We start from the raw sequence: 21,332 nt of genomic DNA, 5'->3' as shown, positions 1-21,332 counted from the left end.
CGAAACAGGAAACACCACCATGACCAATCCCTTCGAGGACCCCGACGCCACCTACCTGGTCCTGGTCAACGACGAAGGCCAGCACTCGCTGTGGCCGGAGTTCGTGGCCGTGCCCGCCGGCTGGGAGACGCGGTTCGGCCCCGACGGCCGGACGGAGTGCCTGGCGTACATCGAGCGGGAGTGGACCGACATGCGCCCCCAGAGCCTGATCGAGGCGATGGGCGCATGACAGCGCGTCGACACCGGGCGGGAGGACCGAGGTGACCGCCACCGAACAGCGCGGGGCGCAGCTGACCGGCCCCGAGCTGGCGGACATCTCGCGGATCGCGCACGGCCTGCTGGAACGGGCGCCGGACCGGGTCGACGACCCGGCCTGGGTCGCCGACGCCCGCCGCGCCTGGGAGGAGACCCCCGGCCGGCTGCGCGGACTGGTACGGGAGTTCCGCCGGGACTCGGGCGCCGACGGCAGACTGCTGCTCACCGGACTGCCGATCCGCCCGGAGCGGCTGCCCGGCACCCCGACCGTCATGGGCTCGGCGCAGCGGACCCCCGCGCTGCCCGCAGCGCTGCTCATGCTGATCGCCCACGGGCTGGGCGATCCCGCCTCGTTCGCGGCCGAGAAGAACGGCGCCCTGGTGCAGGACGTCGTCCCCGTGCCCGGCCAGGAGGAGTTCCAGGGCAACGCGGGCTCCGTGGAGCTGACGTTCCACACCGAGAACGCCTTCCACCCGCACCGGCCGGACTACGTCCTGCTGCTCTGCCTGCGCACCGACCACGAGGGACAGGCGGAGCTGCGCACCTGCTGCTCGCGGCGGGTGCTGCCCCGGCTGACGGACCGCACCCGCGAGGCACTGGCCCGCCCCGAGTTCGTCACCGACCCCCCGCCCTCCTTCGGCGGGGGCGGCACCGGAAGCCTGCACGGCATCCTCACCGGCGACCCGGAGGACCCCGACCTCTGCTACGACGAGTCGGCCACCCGGGCCCTGACCCCCGCCGGGCGCGCCGCACTCCAGGAGCTGAGCGCGGTGATCCGGACCAGCTACGACGGTATACGGCTGCGCGCCGGAGACCTGGCCGTCGTGGACAACCGGGTCACCCTGCACGGCCGGTCCTCCTTCGTCCCGCGCTTCGACGGAGGGGACCGCTGGCTCCAGCGGACATTCGCCTTCACCGATCTGCGCCGGTCCCGGGACCACCGGCCGGCCGACGGAAACGTGCTGGTGAAGTGAGCGACGAACAGCGAAGGACAGGGAGTACCGAGGATGACCGAGCCTGACCCGACCACCGTGTTCACCCGCCATGAGTCCCGTGTGCGCAGCTACTGCCGCGGCTTCCCGGCCGTGTTCGAGCGCGCGTCGGGGCATCACCTGTGGGACGTCGAGGGACGGCGGTACACCGATCTGCTGTGCGGTGCCGGCGCGCTCAACTACGGTCACAACCCGCCGGACATGGTCGCTCGCGTAGTCGACCACCTTGCTGCCGGCGGACCCGTCCAGTCCCTGGACCTGCACACCACCGCCAAGGCCGAGTTCCTCACCCGCCTCGCCGAGTCGGTGCTGGCACCGCGCGGTATGGACGACTACGTCGTGCAGTTCCCCGGCCCGGCGGGCACCCTCGCCGTGGAGGCGGCCCTGAAACTGGCCCGCAAGGTGACCGGACGCTCACGGGTCATCGCCTTCCGCGACGGGTTCCACGGCGTCTCCCTGGGCTCCCTCGCCGCCACCTCCTCGCCGCTGCTGCGGTCAGCGGCCGGCACCACGCTGCACGACGTGACGATCCTGCCCCGCGACGACGAGCGGGACCGGCAGACCTCCCTCGACGCGCTGGAACGCGCGCTGCGGCCCGCGCCCGGCGTGCAGGCACCGGCCGCCGTGATGCTGGAGACCGTGCAGGGCGAAGGCGGCCTGAACGTGGCGAGCCCCGCATGGCTGGCCCGGGTGCGCGAGCTGGCGGACGAGGCCGGCGCACTCGTCATCGTCGACGACATCCAGGCGGGCTGCGGCCGTACCGGCACCTTCTTCAGCTTCGAGCACGTCCCCGGGCTGCGGCCCGACCTGGTGTGCCTGTCGAAGTCGCTCGGCGGGATGGGCCTGCCCATGGCGGCCCTGCTGATCAGCCGTGACAAGGACGTCTGGGAACCGGGCGAGCACAACGGCACGTTCCGCGGTCACAACCTCGCCTTCGTGGCGGGGACGGTGGCGCTGGAGTACTGGGCCGACCCGCGGTTCACGAGCCAGGTGGCCCGGCTCACGGACGCGATCCGGGCCTCGCTCCAGGACATCGTCGCGCGGCTTCCCGAGGGCGTCGCCCATGTCGCCGGACGCGGTGCGATGAGCGGGCTGCGCTTCACCGGGCCCGAGCCGGTCGAGAACGTGCGCCGCGCGCTGTTCCAGGCCGGGATCATCGCCGAGAGCGCGGGGGAGGGGCGGGTGCTGAAGTTCCTGCCGCCGCTGACGATGCCCGTCGCCGAATGGGAGGCGGTGGCACACACCATCGGCGATGTCGTCGTCAAGACCGTCGACACGGCCGTCCACCGGGCCGCCTGACGGCCGATCACCCCCCGTACGCACACGACAAGGACGAGGACCAACTGTGACCATCGACAACGGCCGTACGGCGGAGGAGACGCTCCACGACGTCATCGGCGTCGGGTTCGGCCCGGGCGGCATCGCGCTGGCCGCCGCCCTGGAGGAGGAGGCACCCGACATGGACTGCCTCTTTCTGGAGAGCCGCAGCGAGGCCGCCTGGCAGCCGGGCATGCTGCTGCGCGGCTCCGACACCCAGCACCACCCCAGCCGCGACCTCGCCACCCTGCGCAACCCGCGCAGCCGCTACACCTTCCTCAACTACCTGCACGAGACCGGCCGGCTGCTGGCCTTCCTCAACGTCCCGGCACACTTCCCGCTGCGCCGCGACTACGCCCGCTATGTGCGCTGGGTGGCCGCACAGCTGTCCTCGTCCGTCGTGTACGACCGCAGGGCGACCACCGTCTCCGTCGCGTCCGACCCGGTCCCGCACTACGTCGTGGGGACCGCGTGCGGCCGGACGTACCGGGGACGCGCCCTGGTCGTCGGCACCGGTCGGACCCCCTACGTCCCCGCGGACTTCCGGCCCCACCTCGGCGACCGCGTCTGCCACAGCAGCGAGTACACGTGGCGGCTGGAGAAGCGGCGGGCGGCCAAGGGCGGTCCGCTCGACGTCGCGGTCGTCGGGGCCAGCCAGAGCGCGGCGGAGATCGCGCTCGACCTGCACTCCGCCGCCTCGGGTGACCGGGTCCACGCCATCATGCGCGGCTTCGGCTACCGGCTGAAGGACACCAGCCCCTTCTCGGAGGAGGCCTACTTCCCCGAGTTCACCGACTACTACTTCAACGCCTCGCGGGAGGCCAGGGCCGACCTGGCCGCCCAACTGCGGCCCAGCAACTACTCCTCCGTCGACCAGGACGTGCTGGAGAGTCTCTACGTACGGCGCTACGAGGACGGCGTCGACGGCGAGGAGCGGATTCTGCTCCACCGCAACCACGAGGTCACCGGCGTCGAGACCGGTGAGGGCCCGGTCCGGCTGGCCCTGCGGGAGCGCCACACCGGAGAGGCGAAGGAAGTGACAGCCGATCTGGTGGTCCTCGCCACCGGCTACCGCGACCTCGGCCCCGCGGAACACGACGAGCCGTACCCCGAGATCCTCGGCCCGGTGTCCGACGGGCTGGCCCTGGACGACACCGGCGTGCTCCGCGTGGAGCGGGACTACTTCGTCCCGCCCCGACAGGGAGCCGGCGCACGGCCGCCGCTGTTCCTCAACGGCCTGTGCGAGAACACCCATGGACTCGGCGACGCCGGCTCCTTCAGTCTCCTGTCGCTGCGCGCCCGCACCCTGCTGGAGGGAATCCGGCACCGGCTGGGCACCGAGCGGACGGCGGCCGACGGCGGCGCGCGCGACTGACCGTCCGGCACGTCCCCGGGGACGGCCGGAACACGAGGGCCGGTGACCCGCGGGGCCGGCCCTCGCCCGCCGACCCAGGCGACGCGCCACCACACCTCGCCCGTGGAGCCGGGCCCATGGGGGCCCGGCCGTACCGAAAGACGCGCAACCGTGCAGATCAAGGACACCGAGAGCACCGACTGGATCCGCCGCTACCGGCCCTCGCCGGACAGCGACGTCCGGCTCGTCTGCTTTCCCTACGCCGGGGGTTCGGCCACCTTCTTCCACCCCTTCGCGATGTCCCTCGCCCCCGTGGCCGACGTGGTGGCGTTGCAGTACCCCGGCCGGCAGGACAGGTTCCGTGAACCGTGCGTCACGAACCTCGGCGTGCTGGCCGACCGGCTGGCCGAACAGATCACGGCCCTCAGCGACAAGCCCACGGTCCTGTTCGGCCACAGCATGGGCGCGGCCCTCGCGTTCGAGACCGCCGTACGTCTGGAGGCCGCCGGCGCGAACCCGCCCCGCGCCGTCGTCGCCTCGGGCCGCCGCGCACCTTCCGCCCGCCGCGACGAGCACGTGCACGAACGCGACGACGACGGCATCATCGCGGAACTGCGGGTCCTCGACGGCACCGACTCCGCCGTCTTCGGCGACGAGGAGTTGTTGCGCCTGGCCCTGCCCGCGATCCGCGGCGACTACACCGCCGTCGAGACCTACACCTGCCCCGCTGACCGGAGGGTGCACTGTGCCATCACAGTACTGACCGGTGACAGCGACCCCGGAACGACCATCGAGGAGGCACGGGCATGGCGGACCCACACGCTGGGGCCGTTCGGTATGCGGGTCTTCAGCGGAGGCCACTTCTTCCTCGCGGATCACCGCGCCACCGTCGTGGATCTGCTGGCCGGGCAGTTGCACCGCGCCCGGAGCGGCGGTGCCACCGTGCCCGGCGGGTGAGGGGCCGCATCGGCGCGCCGCCCGCGGCCGGGTGGCCCGGCCGGGCGCGGCGCGCGTGCGGCGGTGGCTCGGGGCGGTCAGGAAGCGATGAACTCGGGCTGTACGCGTGGAGGCCACTCGCCGACCGCGAAGACTCCCAAGGCGTAGCCCTTGGAGATGAGCGCGGGCCGGTTGGCCACCTTCATCTTCCGCAGGAGCGACGCGACGTGGTACTCGACTCCGCCGCGGCTGAGGAAGAGTCTGGAAGCGAGCTGGACGGTCGACTCGCCGGCGGCGACGCCCTCAAGGACACGGGCGTGCACCGGGCTGAACAGCTTCTGCCGTGCGGGGGCGACGCCGGGGCTCCGGGACCCGCTGGGCCGGAGCAGCACCACGATGCCCTCCACCCGGGCGCTGGCGCTCCCGTGCACGGCGACACCGGTCAACTCGGCCTGGAACGACTTGCCCTCGGCGTCCACGACGATCACGTCGTCCGCGAAGCGCGCACTGCGCCCGTCGGCGAGCCGGGCGAACTCGCGACGGACCTTCTCCCGCACACCCGGGTGCAGGTAGTCCAGGATGTCCCTGCCGAGGACATCGGCGGGTGACGAACCGATGTGACTGCAGAACGGGCCGTTCGCCGCCGAGATCCGCAGTCGCGGATCCAGATGGGCGATACAGAAGCCGGACTGTACGAAGACCGACCAGCAAATATCACTGAAACGTTCCGTGGTGCGGTGCTCAGCTGCCACGGTGGATAATTCCTGAGAAACGTGACCGGAATTCACCATGATCGAGAGTGGCCTCTCCTGCCCTGGAAGCGGGCGCGATGTGCGATGGGGAAGCTTCGGGTGCCGACGCCTGATGCACTCGGAAGCTTGTTCGCCACGCTAATCGGGAGAGGGTCGGGAACATTGCTCTCCGGTGCACGATCACTGACCCCAAAGCGCACGAACGGCCTGCCTCCGGCCGCACTGGGTCCTGTCGGTCCTGTCCGCAAACTCCCGTCGTCCGCCGGATGGCGGGCCGGGGATTCGGCGCCCCCGCCATCCCGCGCTCCGGCTCCGGCTGCGATCCGGGGAACCGTGGCCGGCCCTGCGGGCTGACCCTGCCGGGACCGAGCGAGCGCAGGGCCCGGCTCCTTCATTTGGGGTGATGGGGCCTTGAGCGTGTGAGAAGTTGACCGTCCTCGCCCCGACCAGGCGTTGGCGACGACTCAGGCGGGCACTCGGGTTCCTGGCTTCCGTCGTGCGGTGCCTTGCCGCGCGGGGGCTTGACGCTGCGCAGGCTGGGGGCGATGGCGACGCCGAGCAGGGTGAGGGCGGCGGCGGTAGGCCCTGTGGTGCGCAGGCCGGGGACGAAGGTGGGGCCGGTGGTGGCTTGGACGCCGGAGTTGGCGACGGCGACCAGGATCGCCAGGCCGACGGCCGAGCCGGCCTGCTGGGTGGTGGATGCCATGGCGGAGGCGATGCCTTGGTGGTGTGCGTCGACCCCGCTGGTGGCGGTGGTGAACATCGCGGTCCAGGCAAGGCCCTGGTGGAGGCTGAGCAGGATGATGCCGGGCGGCAGGATCGTGTAGCCGCATCGCCGACCTCACCTGCGAGGCCCGGCTGCGCCGCGCCCTTGCCTGGCGCGACGCCGCAGCGAGGACTTCCAGCGCGAGCGGGCCACCACCGGCGCGGCCCCCGGCGACGCTTCACTGGCCGCGATCCGCCGCACCCTGAAGACGCGGCGCGCTGCCACGCACCAGCGGCGGCACTTCGCGCGGGCCGCGCTCGCCCGCGCCGACGCCGTCTCCGGCAAGATCCATGCCGAACTCCGCTTCCGGGAGCGCCTGCCCGACCACGCCCCACACCGCCCCAGCCACCGCGGCGAGGTCCCCGACCTGGTCGCCGACCGGCACGCCCTCATCCACTCCTAGACGCCCGAGCACTGACGCACGCATCTCGCCGAGCGGCACCGCATCCTGGCCCTCTCGCTCGCCGACCGCGGTCACACCCTGGCCTCCGTCCCGCCCGCCTGGGCGCGCCCGCTCGGCAATCCGCCGCCCACCAGCTCCCCCCGGCGCCGTCACGTGTGGGTCACCACCGCCGCGCTCGTGGAACTGTGGCGCACCCGCCACGCCATCACCGCAGTACCCGGACTGGGCCCGCGCCCGGCCGATCCGGGCGACGCGGCGGCCTTCGACGACCTCGACGCCCGGGTGCGGGCCCTGACCGGACGGCGCCGCCCGGTACTGCTCCCACCGCCCGACGCCCCCGCCTCCGTCATGATCGCAGCGGCGCTCGGCCACCTCGACGCGCCGCCGCCCGGCGGACCCCTGCCCGACCACCCGGCCCTGCGCGACCCCTTCGGCGTCGCCCCCTGTCCTACGGCGCACTCGACGCGCGCCTCGCGCGGCGCGCCCTGGCTGCCGTCCTCGCCGGCGAACGGCTGCCGGAAGCGTGGATGGAGGAGATCACTGCCCCCAGCAACGACGACGAGGACGAACAGCGCACCTGCACCCGCCTGCTGACCGCCATCAGCGACTACCGGCGCCGCCACCACCGCGCCGGCCCCGACATCCTCGCCCCGCGCCCCGCGGGCCTGGGCGGCGAGGAATGGGACCATCTCACCGACGCGATCGACCTGTACACCCACGCCCGCGTCCGACGCCGCCTGGAACGGATACGGGAGCGCACCGACGCCGAACGTGCCGCCATCCTGACGCCCACCTCACCCCTGCACCCACCCGCACGCGACCCGCACCCGCACGGCCGGCAACGGCCGATGCGCTGAGACAGGCGGCCCGACTCAGTAGACGGTGACGGACACCCCGCAGAGCCCGCGTGCGTCCGCCGCGGCCTGCCGCCACATCCGCAGCGGACCGTCCAGGACGCTCTCCTCATCGTCGCCGTACTCCAGCCAGTCCTGGTCCTCGGCCTGTGCGCGTTCTTCCGCCGTGAAGCCAAGTGCCCGCTCGACGGCGGGAAGCGTCTGACGCACCTGGGAGGAGGTGAGGAGGAAGTTGCCGCACCAGCCCGGCAGGAGGACGGCCCGGGCGGGGCCGATGGCGTGGAAGAAGACTCTCAGCGCGTACTCCTTGCTCTGCACCGAAAGGAAGATGTCCTCCGCGCCGGCGATCCGATCCCACACACCGTTGAGCAGGGAGAAGTCGTCGGGCGGCAGGCCGTCGTACAACTTCTGCACATGTTCCCCGGAAGCGGTCAGCTCAAGGAAGGACTCCAGCGCGTCTGCCTCGCTTCGGCAGACTCGACCGAAGGGCTTCCACCAGGACCGAAAGTCTGGCAGAGGTTCCCGGCGCCAGCGGTCCCAGCGTTCTCGGGCGAGCGGCTCGTCTTGCTCCGCATCGATCAGCGGGAGCAGCCGCGGAGCCAGCGCGCTGATGAAGTCGTCGTCGTGGGCGCTGATGGACCAGGCCGAGGTGAAACCCATAGTGAGGACCGTACGCGGCGTCACTGACAAGCTCGGTCCCATCGGCCCTGGAGCTGACCGTCTGCCGTATTCCTGTCCTGGCGACTTCGGCCTGCGAAGGCTCGCCAGGGCTTCTCCCCGCCGGCTGCCGGGAACGGCCCGCAGCGCCGGGGATGAAGCCTGCCGCGTGACGCCGGCGAATTGGGGACTGTGGGACCTCGGGGCATAGGTTGACGGCATGGTCGAGGGGGCGAACTCCGCGGCGCAGACCATGCCGCAGGAGCAGCAGAGAAGGGGGCGGCATGCCGCCCGGAGGAAGAAGGACAAGGGCGGGCTGGCGCGTTCGTCCTTACTGATGGCTGTTGGCACGGTGGTCTCACGAGCGACGGGACTGATCCGTCAGGTACTGCAGGCCGCAGCGCTCGGCACAGGGTTGCTGGCCAGTACGTACAACACGGCGAACACCGTGCCGACGAGCCTGTACACGCTGCTGATCGGTGGGGCGCTCAACGCCGTGCTGGTGCCGCAGCTGGTCCGGGCCAGAGCGACGCAGCCCGATGGTGGACGCGCTTACGAGCAGCGTCTGGTCACGCTCGTGGTCTGTGTGCTCGGTGTGGGCACGGCGCTGGCAGTGTGGGGGGCGCCGCAGATCGTGGGCCTGTACATGCGGGACACCCCGGACAGTCACGAGGCGTTCGAGCTGACGGTGACATTCGCGCGGTTCCTGCTGCCGCAGATCTTCTTCTACGGGCTGTTCAGCATCTACGGGCAGGTGCTGAACGCCCGCGAGAAGTTCGGCGCGATGATGTGGACGCCGGTACTGAACAACGTCGTGCTGGTCGCCATGTTCGCCGCCTATCTGGGGCTGATGACGGTGCCCGACCGGGTGGAGGACATCACCACCGACCAGGTGCAGTTGCTGGGGATCGGGACGACGGCAGGCATCGCCGTGCAGGCCTTGGCGCTGATCCCGTTCGCGCGGGCTGCCGGTTTCCGTTTCCGCCCGCGGTTCGACTGGCGGGGCACCGGACTGGGCAAGAGCGTCCACGCGGCGAAGTGGACGCTGCTGTTCGTCCTGGCCAACCAGGTCGCCCTGACGGTGGTCACGAACTACGCCAACGCCGCCGACCAGGAGCTGCCGGAGGCCGGCGCCGGCTACTCGGCCTACACCTACGCGCAGACCATCTGGATGCTGCCGCAGTCGATCGTGACGGTGTCCCTGGTGACAGCCCTGCTGCCGCGTATGAGCCGGGCCGTCGCCGAGGGGCGCATCCCGGATCTGCGCGCGGACTTGTCCCGGGTGCTGCGGATCAGCGGCGTGGTCATCGTGCCCGCCGCGTTCCTCTTCCTCGCCCTGGGCCCGCAGATCTCCTCGCTGCTGTTCGCCCACGGAGCGGCGGACGCCGCCTCGGCCCGCCCGCTGGGGTACATGCTGCAGGCGTTCGGACTCGGGCTCATCCCCTTCTCCGCCCAGTACCTGCTGTTGCGCGGCTTCTACGCCTTCGAGGACACCCGCACGCCGTTCTTCATGGCGGCCTGGATCGCGGGCGTGAACATCGCCCTGGCCACCGCCTGCCATGTGCTCCTGCCCGCCCGCTGGGCGGTCGTCGGCATGGCCGGCGCCTACACCCTCTCCTACGTGGCCGGTCTCGCACTCACCGCGCATCTGCTGCGCAGGAGACTCGGCGGCCGTATCGACGACGGCAGCCTGCGCCGCACCTACGTGAAACTGTTCTGCGCCGCGGGGCCGGCTGCGGGGCTGGGCTGGGCAGCAGCGCGTGCGTGCGCGAATCTGGGAAGCGGAACGTGGCCTACGGCCATCGCGCTTCTTGCCGGGGCGCTCGCAACAGCCATCGGATATCTCCTTCTCGCCCGGCTGATGAAGGTCAGCGAGTTGCGTCGCCTGCCCGGGATGCGTTGAGTCCGGGTGGACAGGGCTGTGCAGGGCCCTGCTGCGCGATGGGCGATGAAGTCCGCCCACCGCGTTTGGCCAGGGTGCCCACCACCGCATACTCGCCACCGCTCCGCCCATGCGAGCTCCCTTCCCCGGACGTGTCCCGCCCTGCGGGACGCACCTGCCGGTGGTCGCCTTTCCGCTCCCGTGTGACGGGATCGGCCTGGCGTGCAAGCCGGTGGACCGCGCCCATGCGGGCCAGCTGCCGTCAGCCGCCGTCCACGGGCCGCGCAGCACCCCACCGCCGAGCAGAAAGGTCCTCGATGAGCGAACAGAGCGCCCCCCCTGGCCGACGACTTCCCTGCCTGGCCGGCCGAGCGGGGAGAGGCCGCCTACGCCCCGGCGTGGGTGGCCGAGGGCAGCGAGACGGGCGCCTGGATGGGAACGGAGGCACCCCGGGTGGGGGAGACGGGGGTCGCCCGCGCCGGTGCCGACCTCACGCGCGTCACGTTGGAGGAGGTCGCCCACGGCCGGGCCGAGACGCTGCGCCGCTGGCTCCTGCTGGACGACGGGGTGCGGCACTTGGCCGTCCTCACTGCCGAGCCCGGCGGCCTGCGCGAGCACACCCCCGGCGAACTGGCCGCCGATCTGATGCACGACCCGGCCGTCGACCAGGCCCGGCTCACCGACATGCTGGCCGGCTGGCTCTACCGGCCCTGCGCCCAGGCGCCGCAGGGTCTGCAACTCGGGTGGATCGCCGCGCGTGCCGCCTGGACCTGACACATGCGTGCCCTGGCCGGCTACCCGCCGCCCCCGGTGCTCGACCGGAGCCTGGAACGCGCCGGCGAACAGGACGAGGCCACCGCGGACCTGGTCCTCAGCACCGGGCTGAGGATCGCCGAGCTGACCGACCGGATGAAGCGCGCCTCCCGCCTACACGCCGAGCTGATCGAGGACTGGCACACCGTCGAATCCCTGGCCGCCGGCGTCCCGGCATTCAGGCAGACGGCCGACTGGCTCCTCGACCAGATCGCCCTACGCAACGCGCACGCCCAGCAACTGCGGGCCGTCCTGGAACCGGACATCACCGACTACCTGCGCGACCGGCGAGCCGACGGCGCCCCGCTGGGCCTGCCCGCATCGGCCCTGCCCGTCCCGGCCCTCGACGCGCCGCGCGCCGCGCACCTGGCCCAGGCCCGCGACACCGTCCGCGCCTACACCGCCGCCGCGCACTCCGGACGCGAGCCGGAAGCACAGCCCTTACAGCGGCTAACACGATGAGGTGTGGTGATGCCGTGGGCCGTGTCTGTGCGGCCGGTTGGTCCGTTGCCGGTGCATGGGGGCATCGCCGTGGATCGTGTCGGATGAGTTGTGGGAGCGGATCGAGCCGCTGTTGCCGAGGAGGGAGCGCAGGTTTCGGTATCCGGGTCGTAAGCCGTTGCCGGACCGGCAGGTGTTGTGCGGGATCTTGTATGTGCTGCACACGGACATCCAGTGGGAGTACCTGCCCAAGGAGCTGGGGTTCGGTTCGGGTATGACGTGCTGGCGCAGGTTGCGGGACTGGAACGAGGCCGGGGTCTGGCAGCGGTTGCACGAGGTCCTGCTGGCCGGGCTGAACGCGGAACGGCAGCTTGACTGGTCTCGCTGTGTGGTCGATTCTCCGCACGTCAGGGCGTTGAAAGGGGGAGCCTCACGGGCCCGTCGCCGGGCGACCGGGGCCGGGCCGGCTCCAAACACCACCTGATCACCGACGGACATGGAACCCCGTCGGCTGTCATCCTGACTGGTGGGAACCGTGGGCGACGTCACCCGGCTCCTGTCTCTGCTGGATGCCGTCCCGCCCGTTCGCGTCCGGGTTGGCCGGCCCCGCCGCGGAGCGGTGACGCTCTACGCGGACCGCGGCTATGACCACGATCGCTACCGCAAGCAGGTCCGCACCCGCGGCATCGTGCCAGCCAGGGCCTACCGCACGGTCTCTCCGCGGGTGGACGACGCCGATGGAAGGGCCTGCCCTTCTACCGGCCCAGCAGGCAAACCGAGTACGTGCACATCGACGCGCTGTTCGGCGAGGTGGGGAGGAACGTCATCGACTGGGACCTGATCGAGTCTCAGTTCAAGCACCTGAGGAAAGTGGCGGTCTCGGTACGGGAGGGGGCGATCTCCTCGCTCAGACGGCTGCGCTCGGGCGCCAGGAAGAACGCCACCTACGCCGCCTTCCGCGAGGTCGGTCGCGTGATCCGCACCGTCCAGCTGCTGCGCTACCTCTCTGATCCGGCGCTTCGCCGACGGGTGACCGCTGCGACGAACAAGACCGAAGCGTTCAACGGCTTCTCGCAGTGGATCGGCTTCGGCAACCGCGGCGTCATCGCGGACAACGACCCCGTCGAGCAGGAGAAGGCGATGAAGTTCAACGCCCTGCTCATCAACGCGGTGATCAGGACCCGGCTGCAGCCGGCTTCGGCCAGGCCGCCTGAGCAGGCCTCAGACGCTGTTGGCGGTGGTGCGGGCAGATTCGTCGATATGGAGGGTGAAGACGTCGGGGCGCGCGTAGTGGCCGGTGGGGTCGAAGTCGAAGCGGGCGCGCGTGAGGTCGTCGAGGTCGAGTTCGGCGGTCAGGATGCCCTCGCCGTCGCGCAGCGGGCCGGCGAGGATTTCGCCGAGAGGGGAGACGATGACGGAGCCGCCGCCGATCAGGACGGTGTCGGGGGCGTCGCCCTGGATCGGGTGGAGGTCGGCGGGCAGGGCGTCGCGGCGCAGATACTGGTTGGCGCTGAGGACGAAGCAGCGGCCTTCCAGGGCGATGTGCCGCATGCTGGCCTGCCAGGCGTCGCGGTCGTCCACGGTCGGCGCGCACCACAGGTCGATACCCTTGGCGTACATGGCGGTGCGGAACAGCGGCATGTAGTTCTCCCAGCAGATACCCGCGCCGAGCCGGGCGGTGCCGGTGTCGATGACCGGGAGGGTGGAGCCGTCGCCTTGGCCCCACAGGTAGCGTTCGGCGGCGGTCGGCATGAGCTTGCGGTGCAGGCCCAGGTAGCCGTCAGGGCCGAAGAAGAGGGCGACGCAGTATAGGGTGCCGCGCTGGCGTTCGACGGCGCCGACGACGGCGTGGCAGCCGAGTTCGCGGGTGAGGGCGGCCAGGGTGTCGGTCTCGGGGCCGGGGACGTCGATGGCGGCGGCGTGGTAGCGGCGGAACAGTTCGCGGCCGGCCGGCGTGCGGCTGCCTACCGTGATGTCGAAGTCCAGGCCCTTGGGGTAGCCGCCGAGGAACGCCTCGGGCAGTACGACGACCTCTGCGCCATGCTCGGTGACGGACCCCCGGATGAGTTCCTCGGCTCGGGTCAGCGCGGTCTGCGTGTCGAACAGCGGGGCGGCCGCCTGGACGACGGCAGCGGTCACGGTACGGCGGGTCTCGGAGGCCGCAGTGGCGGCGGGAATCGAGGAAGTCATGGCGTCGAGGCTAGGAATCCGCACCATCATCGAGCAAGCTAATGTTTGTGATGATCGACATTTATGACAGTGAATTCAGGAAGGCGGATCTGAATCTGCTGGTGGTCTTCGCCGCCTTGATGCGCGAGGGCAGCGTCACCCGGGCCGCCGCCGCCCTGCATTTGAGCCAGGGCGCGGTCAGTGCGGCACTTGGCCGGCTGCGCAGGCTCTTCGACGACGAGTTGTTCACCCGCACTCGCACCGGCGTCGAGCCCACGCGCCGCGCGGTCGAACTGGCCCGGAGCATCGAACCAGCCCTCGGGCTGATCCAGGGTGCCGTCACCGGCCGGGACCACTTCGACGCGGCCACCGCCCGACACGTGTTCACCCTGGGGATGTCCGACGACCTGGAGGCCGCGCTGCTTCCCCGGCTGCTGGCTGCCACGACCGACCTTCCGGGCATCCGGATCGCGGTCCGGCAGGCCAACCGCAACACTGTCGCCGACATGCTCGACCACGGCGAGATCGACCTCGGTATCGCCGCCGCTCCCGCACACGGCCCCGACCACCGGACCCGGGAGATGTTCGCCTCCGGCTACAGCTGCCTGTTCAACCCCCGCCTACTGCCGCTGGCGACCCCACTGAGCCTGGACGACTACCTCGCCCACCCCCACCTGCTGGTCTCATACGACGGCCGCCGTGGCATCGTCGACGACCTGCTGGAGGTGCGTGGACTGACCCGCCAGGTAATCGCCTCCACCACCCACTTCGCCGGCGCCGCCCTCCAGCTCACCACCCTGCCCGCCCTGATCACCCTCCCCACTCACGCGGCTACCGTCTACGCCGACGCCCTGGACCTGACGGCCGTCGAGCCACCCCTGCCCATGCCCCAGTACACCGTCAGCGCGATCTGGCACACCACCGTGACAGACGACCCCGCCCATACCTGGCTCCGCCACCTCGTCAGCGAAGCCGAGAGGCTCACCTCCCCCGCTCGCAGGAATGAGTAGTTCTGAGAGATCGCGGGCCCCTACCGGACCGTGTCCGGTTTGCCCCCGATCTTCGGTCTCATAACGTCTCGCAGAACAGCTTCCGCACAAAGCCCCTCACGATAGGTTCCGCGACATGCCAGATCCCGCCGAACCGGCTGCCACCGTCGAACAGTTCGACTGCCCCACCTGTGAAGTGCCCGCTGGAAGCACTTGTTGTACCCGCGGCGGCAAGGTCGCCCCGAAGTACCACACCCCGCGCTTCATGCTCGTCCCCCAGCTCCGCGCCGAGCTCGAAGTCCGCTCTCCGGTCGACCGTAGCCCCGGACGGCCCTGGGAAATGGGCCCGGCCATCGACGCCGCTGCGCCCGAGGCGGCGACGAACCGGCCCTTCGCCGCAAGGCTCGACGACACGCAGATCCGGTTGGGCACCTGGATAGGCAACACCCGCTGCAGAGCCACAAACTGAGCGAACAGCGCTGCAGAGCCGCAGCCAAAACGTGCGCTGATAGAGCATCAGGGTGGTTGTCACACCTCTGACGAGGCCTCAGCCTTCTCGCCCGAGCCGGCCGCGTTCCCCTCGGCGGCGGCCAGGGCGCGGTTGCGGCGGACCGAGCACCAGAAGGACCAGATGATCAGGATCACGCCTACCAGGCCGGTGATCACCTCGTTGATCTCGTACTGGATGGTGACCATGGGGAACACGGGCTCCGATCGCGTAGTGGGCGCCGTGCTCCAGGTAGACGTAGTCATCGAGGGTGCCCTGGCGGATCAGGTAGACCGTGAGCGACCGGACGTACATGGCGCCGATGCCGAGGCCGAGGGCCATCAGGACGATGTCGTTGGTGATGGCGAAGGCGCCGATCACGCCGTCGAAGGAGAAGGAGGCGTAGGTGATCAGGCAGGCGATGCCGGCGATCAGGACCGTCTGGTCCTTGACGAGCTGGGTGCCCGCGGCGAACTTGACTGGTCCCGCTGCGCGGTCGACTCGGTGAACAGTCGGGCACTGAAAAGGGGGAGCTGACAGGCCCGAATCCTGTCGACCGGGGTAAGTACGGCTCGAAGATCCACTTGATCATCGAGTGGTCCGGTCTGCCCCTATCTGAGGGCATCTCCGGTGCCAACGTCCACGACAGCCAGGCCCTGATCCCGGTCGTGCAGGGCATACCGCCGATCCGCTCCCGGCTCGGCCGCCACCGGTGGATCGCCGAACGCATGACGGCCTGGCTCGCCGGATGCCGCCGTCTACACCGGCGCTACGAACGCAAAGCCGCTCATTTCCTCGCCTTCATCAGCATCGCCTGCACCCTCATCTGCTACCGCCGACTTGCTGCATGAGACGGCTTGCTAGGGGAGCACGAGCCATGTGTAGAAGGCTAAGGCGACAGAGACGATGATGCTGAGGGCCGTCATCCAACGTTCCAGCTCGTGTCCCAGCAGGAGCCTGGGAGAAGCGCGGTGAGCTGCTTCTCGTTGGTGGAGCCGCAGGGTTTCCATGGAGAGGGCGTCGGCGAGACGGCCTTGCAGTTCGGCTACGGCTTCGGCCGCGAGTTGCGCGGAGGCGCGCAGGCGCGCAGAGTCGACGTCGTATCCGATCACCCCCGCAGCTGCTGCCAGGCAGACTATTCCGCCCAGTCCGAATTCATCAGCCTGGACGGAGACCCCGTAGGCAGCTCCGCAGATCGCCAGCCAGCCGAAGAGCATCTGCAACAGCGTCATGGCTCGGCTGCGTCGGTTCTCGTACCAGCGCCATGCGTGGTCCAAAGCAACTACCAGAGTTTCGCGTTCCCCCTCGTTCACACTCCCTACCATGGCAGATTCCAACGAAGCGGTCCAAGAGACGACTTCGGGCCCCATGACTGACCGCCCCTCGTCCTCCAGTCAAATGAGATGGCCTCCAAGCCGACGATGCCGAGGCCGGTGTCGGGGCGGCAGTGGCTGCACGCGCTGGTGCCGCCGGCCAACAGTCGGCGGGCCTCCGTCCGGGCCGACGGGCCGGTGCCGTTTGCCCGTCAAGTAGCAGGTGCCCCGGTGGACCTGCACGGGATCGTGCCGCACCGCCTCGCCGACGCCGACCTGGCCGCATGGACCGCCGACATCCCCGGGTGCCCACCGCCCTGGCCCGGCCCGCTCCCGGCGGCCACCGCGGTGTCGGTGCTGCGCCGCGCCTTGCGACCGTAGCCGGAGCGTAGTCCGCCATTCGGGGTGATCGTGCAGAGGAACGCCGGACTCCCCGACGAACCTGGTCGCAGGCGGCCCGCACGTGGCCGCGCAGCCACGCCCCGCCCCCGCGGCGTACGCGCGGGGGGAGTGCGGGATCGGGGTTCTGCTGTCCGTGGTGAGTGTCTTGGGCTGTCGAGGGTGCGAGCGCACCGTGGCGCCGGGTCTGAAACGGGAGACACCAGCCCACCCTGGCCGGTGTGCACCTCAGCGGAGCGATCCACTGACGCTCTTCACCCTCAACGACATCGGACACGAAACGGCAAAGCGGTCATGGAGCCGCAGGTAACGCAGTGTCCGACCCATACGTGTGGAGAGCGACCGCGGAGAACTCAGCGGGAGCGCTGACCCACTCCGCCCGCCCCCTCCGCGTGGGGAGCGACGGAGAGACCACCATCCTGCACGCTCGCTCCCACAGCGCGACCCGTGCCCCGTGGCGAGCGACGAACCGTACAGCAAGACGCTGCCCTGCGGGCGACCGGGCCGCGAGGGCGCATCAGGAGGCGAGCACGCGCTGGTGCAGCTCGGTGACGACCTTGCGGGCAGAGGAGATCGCGCCGTGCTGCCAGGCGTCCAGATAGCTGAGGTAGTCACCGGCGAAGTACACGTGCCCCTGGGCCGTGTTGAGCGGCGCGTACTCCGGTGCGTCGGGGCCGCCGGGCATGGAGTGCCAGGCACCTTCGAGGTAGGGGACGAGCTTCCACTGGTGGGAGTAGGACGCGGCGAGTTCGCTGCGGTACTTGCCACCGTGGATCTTGACGCCCTGGTCAAGGGCGCGTTCCAGGCGCTGGGCCGGGGTGAGGGCCGAGTACACGTCGGAGTGGGCGCCCGTGTTGTAGTAGCCGATGATCAGGCCGCGCTCGCCAAGGTGCCCGTAGGACGGGTACCAGATGTGATCGAGGTCCAGGTCGGTCTCGGTGATGCCGCCGAAGATCCTGAAATCCCTCTCCCACCAGCGGCTCTTGTACTCGAGGCCGATCTTGGAGGCGTAGGACGGTTTCACCGCCCGCAGGGCGGTCTGCACGGCGGTGCCGAGGTTGTGCGAGGTCTTGGCCAGGATGTGCGGGGCGAGGGTGGCGATGCAGTAGTCGGCCGTGATGGTGCGGGTACGGCCGTTCTGGGTGTAGGTGATCAGCACGCCGTCGGAGGTGTTCTTGATGTCGGTGACGGGTGCGCTGGTGCGGATCTTCTCCTCGCCTATGGCGCGGGCGAACGCCATCGGTATCCGGTCCATGCCGCCGACGGGCTGGAACATCAGCATCGCCTGGTCGTAGCCGAACTCGAAGGAGAAGTAGCGGCCCACGTTGAAGGCGAACACGTCGGAGAGGGAGGGTACGTCGCCGAGTTTCTCGCCGGGGGTGCCGGCGGCGCCCGGGGCGACGCTGAAGCCGCGGTGTTCGGTCCCCGTGTACGTGTAGTCGGAGCCGAGCGAGCCGTAGCTCTTGAGGAAGGTGAGCAGCCGTTCCTTGTCGTCCGCCGTCAACTCGGCATCCAGAGCACCGGCGTTGGTGGCCTTGGACAGCAATTCGGAGACGTAGCCGTAGACGTCGGCCTTGGCGGTGCGGTACTGGACCGGCGCCTTCATGCCGGTGGTCTCGTTGTAGATGAGCGCGCCGGCATTGGTGTTGGTGAAGACCTCGATGGGCACGCCCAGCTCGCGGCAGTAGTCGAGGGTGACCATCCACTGGGCGAGGCGTGCGGGGCCGGCGTTCATGTACTGGCCCTTGCTGAATCCCGCGGTCTGGCTGACACCGTTGATGTCGGTCAGCCGGTCGCCGCCGCGGACGGTGAGGTTGCGGCCTCCGACGCGATCGCGTGCTTCGAGGACCGTACAGTCGTAGCCGGCCTTGCCGAGTTCGTAGGCGGAGGTGAGACCGGCGATGCCGCCGCCGATGACGACGACCTTGGCGGGCCTGCCCTTACGGCCCTGGAGGGTGAAGTCGCCTGGCCTAGGGGCGCGGAACGGTGCTTCCTTCTCCGCTGCGTAGGCGGCGGTGGGGGCGAGGCCGAGCGCCCCCATCGTGGCGAACATGGCGCCGGCACCGCCGGTCACACCCACACTGCGCAGGAACGCGCGTCGGCTTGTTCCCGTCCCGACTTGAGGCTCTGCCATGGAGGGGCTCCCCTTCCGATCTTGAACGACGGGGGAAGCGTGCCAATGGACAGTTACGGCGTACGACGCATTCGTGTATCCCGCACGTTTCTGCGGGCGCAGGGCCGTAGAGACATCTACGCGCGGGGCCGAAGGCACCCCGACCGGCTGTGAGGCCAACGGGGCTGATGGCACGATGGGTCGGGATGAGCGTGGGGATGCGTGCGCGGTTACAAGAGGCAGATTCAGACGGCGGTCACGGGGGAGCGCGGACTCCGATGAGTCCCTGATGCTTCCGCTGCAGGCGATCGAGTTGGAGGTTTTCCGTCGCCAGCACGACGGTGACACGTTCTGGTGGCTCCTGCTCGGAGGCAGACCGAGTTGGTGGAGGACCCTCTGTACAGCGAGGTGTGGGCGGATCCCGCTCTCAGCCCGCGGGACCGCAGCATCGCCACCGTCGCCGCGGTCGTGGCCCTGTACCGCCCCGAAGAACTGCCCGCGCAGTTGCGGCGCGCCGTCGACAACGGGGTGACACGGGCCGAACTCGGCGCGCTCATCACACAGATCGCGTTCTACGCGGGCTTCCCCGCGGCCATCAGCGCCTCGGCCATCGCGGCCCGCACCCTCCCGGACTGAGAACACACACCCCGGGCTTCACCGAGAACGCACACCGCGGCGGGTCTCCGGCTACAGCACACAGAGTGACCAGCCCCTCATGAAGCACGTGAAGGTGACCATGACACCCGCCACGTCGGCACCGTGACCACCGGCCCGAAGCGCGCACCATCCGCCTCGGCCCGTGGGGGAGACCGGTGACCGGATAGGCGGGGGACCGGGTTCGAGTCCAACGCTGGCGCCGGCCCGAGTATCCCCACAGCGACTGCTGAGCGGCATCGGTAGCCTGGCCATCCAGTGGGCCAAGGCAATGGGTAGCCGGGTTCTGGCCACCGCCGGAACATCGCACAAAGTGGCCAGAAGCATCGAACTCGGCGCCGACATCGCGATCAATTACCGCGAGGAGGACTTCGTCACCGCGGTCTGGGAGGGCACGCAGGGGCACGGCGCGGACGTCATTCTCGACATCGTCGGAGCGCCTTACCTCACCCGCAACGTCCGTGCCCTGGCTCCCGACGGACGCCTCGTGATGATCGGGGGCGATGTCTCCCCCACGGTCCTCGGCATCGGCGAACTGATGGCGAAACGCGCGTCGGTCACAGCCACGACCCTGCGGTCCCGCAGTCACCGCCAGAAGGCGGAAATCGTCGACGCGGTCCGCACCAACCTGTGGCCCATGGTGGCCGACGGCCGCGTCCGGCCGGTCGTGGACAGCCTCGTTCCCATGGACTGCGCAGCACAGGCCCACCAACTCCTCGCGGACGGCGGGGTGGTGGGCAAGGTGGTGCTGACCCCATGATCTTACGGGAGAGCGCCCGCGGCACGATCAGCTCCGTACACCTGTTCCGGCAGCGTCACCGCTACACCCACTACGAGACCTTCCCGCGGGTGCATGGCGTTCTGGTGGGAAGGAGAAGCACCTGCTCGACAACCGATTCCCGGCGCTCGTCGCCGACGTCCAGGGCACTGGCGTCCCCGTCAGGGTGAACACTCTGCCCCGGCTCAAGTGCGGCGAGCCCTGGTACGAGATCGCCGTCGACGACCCTGACCGGTGTCGCCAGCGCTGCGGTCTGGCTACCTGGCCCGAGCAGCCGTAGGCCGGGAGCCGACTCTTCGGCGGCCGGGCCATCTTCGGCGTGCCGGACGGCCTTCTTCACAGCCTGCTCCAGTTCGTACCGGCTGACGCCCGACGCCGCGGCGTGCACCGTGACGGGCGCCTGCACCCTCTCGGACGCCTCGCGCCAGCGGCGCCACTGCGCGTCGTAGTCGTCACCGGTCGGGCCGGCGAGCTTGGCGCGTTCTTCCTCGGTGGATCGTTCCAGCTTGATCAGCTCATCGGAGACCTCTGCCACGGCACAGATCGGAAGCGGCCAGCCTCGCGCGTCGTGATCGCACTTACCGCCCGATCGGGTAATCGACAACTGTCCGGGCGTGCCCGTCACCGTGACACTGGCCCGCTGACGACCTTGGCCGCAGAGGGGCCGCGGAGGCGGCGCCAGGTAACTGAAGGACGAGCCGAGCGCGGCTGCAAGGAGCAGGACCAGACCGTGCCCGGGCAGAAGGGTCCGCGGGCGCAGCGGTGCCCTTGGTCGGCCACGGCAGGTCGACGAGCATGGTGCGGGCGGCTGGCTCCGCCCAGTTCGCGAGGCTGCGGACCGGGTTGGCGTCGATCAGCAGGGGGCGCCGTCCGTCCGCTTCGACCAGAAGACGGGCCAGCGTGCGCGCGGCCGGTCGGGCCTTGCTCTTGCCGGCGGACTGGACCAGCTTCTCCTTGAGCAGCTGCCGCGCCAGGTACTCAAGGGCCGGGACCGCATTGCGTGCGGCG

At 70.3% G+C, this 21,332-nt stretch carries 24 protein-coding genes and 4 pseudogenes; 18 read left to right on the top strand and 10 right to left on the bottom strand.

What is annotated here, in order from left to right:
* Window positions 1-19: 19 nt before the first annotated feature.
* The 5 genes from AQJ11_RS33260 to AQJ11_RS33240 all read left to right on the top strand — a co-directional run bounded on the left by AQJ11_RS33260 (window position 20) and on the right by AQJ11_RS33240 (window position 4,875).
* Window positions 20-229, top strand: a complete 210-nt coding sequence (locus AQJ11_RS33260) for an MbtH family protein (protein WP_014670016.1) — start codon at window positions 20-22, stop codon at window positions 227-229.
* A 31-nt stretch (window positions 230-260) separates the two neighbouring features.
* Window positions 261-1,229, top strand: a complete 969-nt coding sequence (locus tag AQJ11_RS33255) for a TauD/TfdA family dioxygenase (RefSeq protein WP_059265659.1) — start codon at window positions 261-263, stop codon at window positions 1,227-1,229.
* 33 nt (window positions 1,230-1,262) lie between these two features.
* Window positions 1,263-2,546 carry a diaminobutyrate--2-oxoglutarate transaminase gene (locus AQJ11_RS33250; RefSeq protein WP_014670018.1) on the top strand — a complete coding sequence of 428 codons (1,284 nt, stop codon included), beginning with the start codon at window positions 1,263-1,265 and terminating at the stop codon, window positions 2,544-2,546.
* Window positions 2,547-2,592: 46 nt separating this feature from the next.
* Complete coding sequence (locus tag AQJ11_RS33245) at window positions 2,593-3,939, top strand: SidA/IucD/PvdA family monooxygenase (protein WP_059265658.1); 1,347 nt, start codon at window positions 2,593-2,595, stop codon at window positions 3,937-3,939.
* Between the two features lie 150 nt (window positions 3,940-4,089).
* The gene (locus AQJ11_RS33240) at window positions 4,090-4,875 is read left to right on the top strand and encodes a thioesterase II family protein (protein ID WP_014670020.1); all 786 of its coding nucleotides are present in this window, start codon (window positions 4,090-4,092) and stop codon (window positions 4,873-4,875) included.
* 77 nt (window positions 4,876-4,952) lie between these two features.
* Here the strand turns inward: AQJ11_RS33240 and AQJ11_RS33235 are convergent, their stop codons facing one another.
* From AQJ11_RS33235 to AQJ11_RS51545, 3 genes are all read right to left on the bottom strand, one after another.
* Entirely contained in the window at window positions 4,953-5,606 is a 654-nt protein-coding gene (locus AQJ11_RS33235; protein WP_014670021.1) for a LuxR C-terminal-related transcriptional regulator, read from the bottom strand.
* 391 nt (window positions 5,607-5,997) lie between these two features.
* Window positions 5,998-6,369, bottom strand: coding sequence for a hypothetical protein (locus AQJ11_RS50500; protein WP_208616676.1), 372 nt, complete (start codon window positions 6,367-6,369; stop codon window positions 5,998-6,000).
* A gap of 181 nt (window positions 6,370-6,550) precedes the next feature.
* A complete protein-coding gene (locus AQJ11_RS51545; RefSeq protein ID WP_059265656.1) occupies window positions 6,551-6,850 on the bottom strand; it encodes a hypothetical protein in 300 nt (99 codons plus the stop codon).
* A 78-nt stretch (window positions 6,851-6,928) separates the two neighbouring features.
* Between AQJ11_RS51545 and AQJ11_RS51540 the strand changes: the two genes are divergently transcribed.
* Together AQJ11_RS51540 and AQJ11_RS51535 are read left to right on the top strand one after the other, a co-directional pair.
* A complete protein-coding gene (locus AQJ11_RS51540; protein ID WP_244218460.1) occupies window positions 6,929-7,369 on the top strand; it encodes a hypothetical protein in 441 nt (146 codons plus the stop codon).
* Window positions 7,303-7,632, top strand: a complete 330-nt coding sequence (locus AQJ11_RS51535) for a hypothetical protein (protein ID WP_059265655.1) — start codon at window positions 7,303-7,305, stop codon at window positions 7,630-7,632. Before AQJ11_RS51540 ends, AQJ11_RS51535 begins: the two co-directional genes overlap by 67 nt.
* Before the next feature lie 15 nt (window positions 7,633-7,647).
* Here the strand turns inward: AQJ11_RS51535 and AQJ11_RS33215 are convergent, their stop codons facing one another.
* Window positions 7,648-8,289 carry a hypothetical protein gene (locus tag AQJ11_RS33215; RefSeq protein ID WP_059265654.1) on the bottom strand — a complete coding sequence of 214 codons (642 nt, stop codon included), beginning with the start codon at window positions 8,287-8,289 and terminating at the stop codon, window positions 7,648-7,650.
* 217 nt (window positions 8,290-8,506) lie between these two features.
* On the opposite strand from AQJ11_RS33215, the gene murJ reads away from it, so the two are divergent.
* The 5 genes and pseudogenes from murJ to AQJ11_RS52825 form a co-directional block, all read left to right on the top strand.
* Window positions 8,507-10,189 carry a murein biosynthesis integral membrane protein MurJ gene (murJ, locus tag AQJ11_RS33210; RefSeq protein ID WP_059265653.1) on the top strand — a complete coding sequence of 561 codons (1,683 nt, stop codon included), beginning with the start codon at window positions 8,507-8,509 and terminating at the stop codon, window positions 10,187-10,189.
* Between the two features lie 432 nt (window positions 10,190-10,621).
* Window positions 10,622-10,942, top strand: coding sequence for a hypothetical protein (locus tag AQJ11_RS51530; protein WP_244218459.1), 321 nt, complete (start codon window positions 10,622-10,624; stop codon window positions 10,940-10,942).
* A gap of 3 nt (window positions 10,943-10,945) precedes the next feature.
* Complete coding sequence (locus AQJ11_RS51525) at window positions 10,946-11,443, top strand: hypothetical protein (protein ID WP_244218458.1); 498 nt, start codon at window positions 10,946-10,948, stop codon at window positions 11,441-11,443.
* 55 nt (window positions 11,444-11,498) lie between these two features.
* Window positions 11,499-12,131, top strand: a pseudogene (locus AQJ11_RS46805) (IS5 family transposase); the annotation flags it as partial.
* Window positions 12,132-12,166: 35 nt separating this feature from the next.
* A pseudogene (locus tag AQJ11_RS52825) lies at window positions 12,167-12,586 on the top strand (Tn3 family transposase); the annotation flags it as partial.
* Window positions 12,587-12,643: 57 nt separating this feature from the next.
* Here the strand turns inward: AQJ11_RS52825 and AQJ11_RS33195 are convergent.
* Window positions 12,644-13,612 carry a nitrilase-related carbon-nitrogen hydrolase gene (locus tag AQJ11_RS33195; protein WP_059265651.1) on the bottom strand — a complete coding sequence of 323 codons (969 nt, stop codon included), beginning with the start codon at window positions 13,610-13,612 and terminating at the stop codon, window positions 12,644-12,646.
* A 50-nt stretch (window positions 13,613-13,662) separates the two neighbouring features.
* Between AQJ11_RS33195 and AQJ11_RS33190 the strand changes: the two genes are divergently transcribed.
* Complete coding sequence (locus AQJ11_RS33190) at window positions 13,663-14,601, top strand: LysR family transcriptional regulator (protein WP_059265650.1); 939 nt, start codon at window positions 13,663-13,665, stop codon at window positions 14,599-14,601.
* 115 nt (window positions 14,602-14,716) lie between these two features.
* Window positions 14,717-15,049, top strand: a complete 333-nt coding sequence (locus tag AQJ11_RS46795; protein ID WP_208616675.1) for a zinc finger domain-containing protein — start codon at window positions 14,717-14,719, stop codon at window positions 15,047-15,049.
* 59 nt (window positions 15,050-15,108) lie between these two features.
* Here the strand turns inward: AQJ11_RS46795 and AQJ11_RS46790 are convergent.
* Window positions 15,109-15,505: pseudogene (locus AQJ11_RS46790) on the bottom strand (DUF475 domain-containing protein); the annotation flags it as partial.
* On the opposite strand from AQJ11_RS46790, the pseudogene AQJ11_RS48575 reads away from it, so the two are divergent.
* Window positions 15,506-15,918, top strand: a pseudogene (locus AQJ11_RS48575) (transposase family protein); the annotation flags it as partial.
* Between the two features lie 9 nt (window positions 15,919-15,927).
* On the opposite strand, the gene AQJ11_RS33170 reads toward AQJ11_RS48575, so the two are convergent.
* Window positions 15,928-16,380, bottom strand: coding sequence for a hypothetical protein (locus AQJ11_RS33170; protein WP_159061723.1), 453 nt, complete (start codon window positions 16,378-16,380; stop codon window positions 15,928-15,930).
* A gap of 5 nt (window positions 16,381-16,385) precedes the next feature.
* Window positions 16,386-16,544 (bottom strand): hypothetical protein, encoded by a 159-nt coding sequence (locus AQJ11_RS51520; protein ID WP_244218457.1) that lies wholly within the window; start codon window positions 16,542-16,544, stop codon window positions 16,386-16,388.
* A 67-nt stretch (window positions 16,545-16,611) separates the two neighbouring features.
* Between AQJ11_RS51520 and AQJ11_RS49410 the strand changes: the two genes are divergently transcribed.
* The gene (locus AQJ11_RS49410) at window positions 16,612-16,761 is read left to right on the top strand and encodes a hypothetical protein (protein WP_159061722.1); all 150 of its coding nucleotides are present in this window, start codon (window positions 16,612-16,614) and stop codon (window positions 16,759-16,761) included.
* Window positions 16,762-17,296: 535 nt separating this feature from the next.
* On the opposite strand, the gene AQJ11_RS33165 is transcribed toward AQJ11_RS49410, so the two are convergent.
* The gene (locus tag AQJ11_RS33165) at window positions 17,297-18,913 is read right to left on the bottom strand and encodes a flavin monoamine oxidase family protein (protein WP_059265646.1); all 1,617 of its coding nucleotides are present in this window, start codon (window positions 18,911-18,913) and stop codon (window positions 17,297-17,299) included.
* A gap of 363 nt (window positions 18,914-19,276) precedes the next feature.
* Here AQJ11_RS33165 and AQJ11_RS33160 point away from each other — a divergent pair, with 363 nt between their 5' ends.
* The gene (locus AQJ11_RS33160) at window positions 19,277-19,528 is read left to right on the top strand and encodes a carboxymuconolactone decarboxylase family protein (protein ID WP_244218456.1); all 252 of its coding nucleotides are present in this window, start codon (window positions 19,277-19,279) and stop codon (window positions 19,526-19,528) included.
* A gap of 163 nt (window positions 19,529-19,691) precedes the next feature.
* Window positions 19,692-20,306, top strand: coding sequence for a zinc-binding dehydrogenase (locus tag AQJ11_RS33155; RefSeq protein WP_279616960.1), 615 nt, complete (start codon window positions 19,692-19,694; stop codon window positions 20,304-20,306).
* A gap of 70 nt (window positions 20,307-20,376) precedes the next feature.
* Here the strand turns inward: AQJ11_RS33155 and AQJ11_RS50495 are convergent, their stop codons facing one another.
* On the bottom strand, window positions 20,377-20,859 hold the full coding sequence (locus AQJ11_RS50495) for a hypothetical protein (protein WP_063807714.1): 483 nt from the start codon (window positions 20,857-20,859) through the stop codon (window positions 20,377-20,379).
* Window positions 20,860-21,332: the final 473 nt, after the last annotated feature.

Source organism: Streptomyces corchorusii, assembly GCF_001514055.1.
Taxonomy (GTDB): Bacteria; Actinomycetota; Actinomycetes; order Streptomycetales; family Streptomycetaceae; genus Streptomyces; species Streptomyces olivaceoviridis.
This window is presented reverse-complemented; position numbering and strand designations above follow the sequence as displayed.

Bases quoted from the DNA above. Each gene is read 5' to 3' on its own strand.
- AQJ11_RS33165 (WP_059265646.1), bottom strand. From the start codon at position 18,913: ATGGCAGAGCCTCAAGTCGGGACGGGAACAAGCCGACGCGCGTTCCTG.
- AQJ11_RS33195 (WP_059265651.1), bottom strand. From the start codon at position 13,612: ATGACTTCCTCGATTCCCGCCGCCACTGCGGCCTCCGAGACCCGCCGT.
- AQJ11_RS33250 (WP_014670018.1), top strand. From the start codon at position 1,263: ATGACCGAGCCTGACCCGACCACCGTGTTCACCCGCCATGAGTCCCGT.
- AQJ11_RS46795 (WP_208616675.1), top strand. From the start codon at position 14,717: ATGCCAGATCCCGCCGAACCGGCTGCCACCGTCGAACAGTTCGACTGC.
- AQJ11_RS50500 (WP_208616676.1), bottom strand. From the start codon at position 6,369: ATGTTCACCACCGCCACCAGCGGGGTCGACGCACACCACCAAGGCATC.
- AQJ11_RS33215 (WP_059265654.1), bottom strand. From the start codon at position 8,289: ATGGGTTTCACCTCGGCCTGGTCCATCAGCGCCCACGACGACGACTTC.
- AQJ11_RS33260 (WP_014670016.1), top strand. From the start codon at position 20: ATGACCAATCCCTTCGAGGACCCCGACGCCACCTACCTGGTCCTGGTC.
- AQJ11_RS33190 (WP_059265650.1), top strand. From the start codon at position 13,663: ATGATCGACATTTATGACAGTGAATTCAGGAAGGCGGATCTGAATCTG.
- AQJ11_RS51525 (WP_244218458.1), top strand. From the start codon at position 10,946: ATGCGTGCCCTGGCCGGCTACCCGCCGCCCCCGGTGCTCGACCGGAGC.
- murJ (WP_059265653.1), top strand. From the start codon at position 8,507: ATGGTCGAGGGGGCGAACTCCGCGGCGCAGACCATGCCGCAGGAGCAG.
- AQJ11_RS51535 (WP_059265655.1), top strand. From the start codon at position 7,303: ATGGAGGAGATCACTGCCCCCAGCAACGACGACGAGGACGAACAGCGC.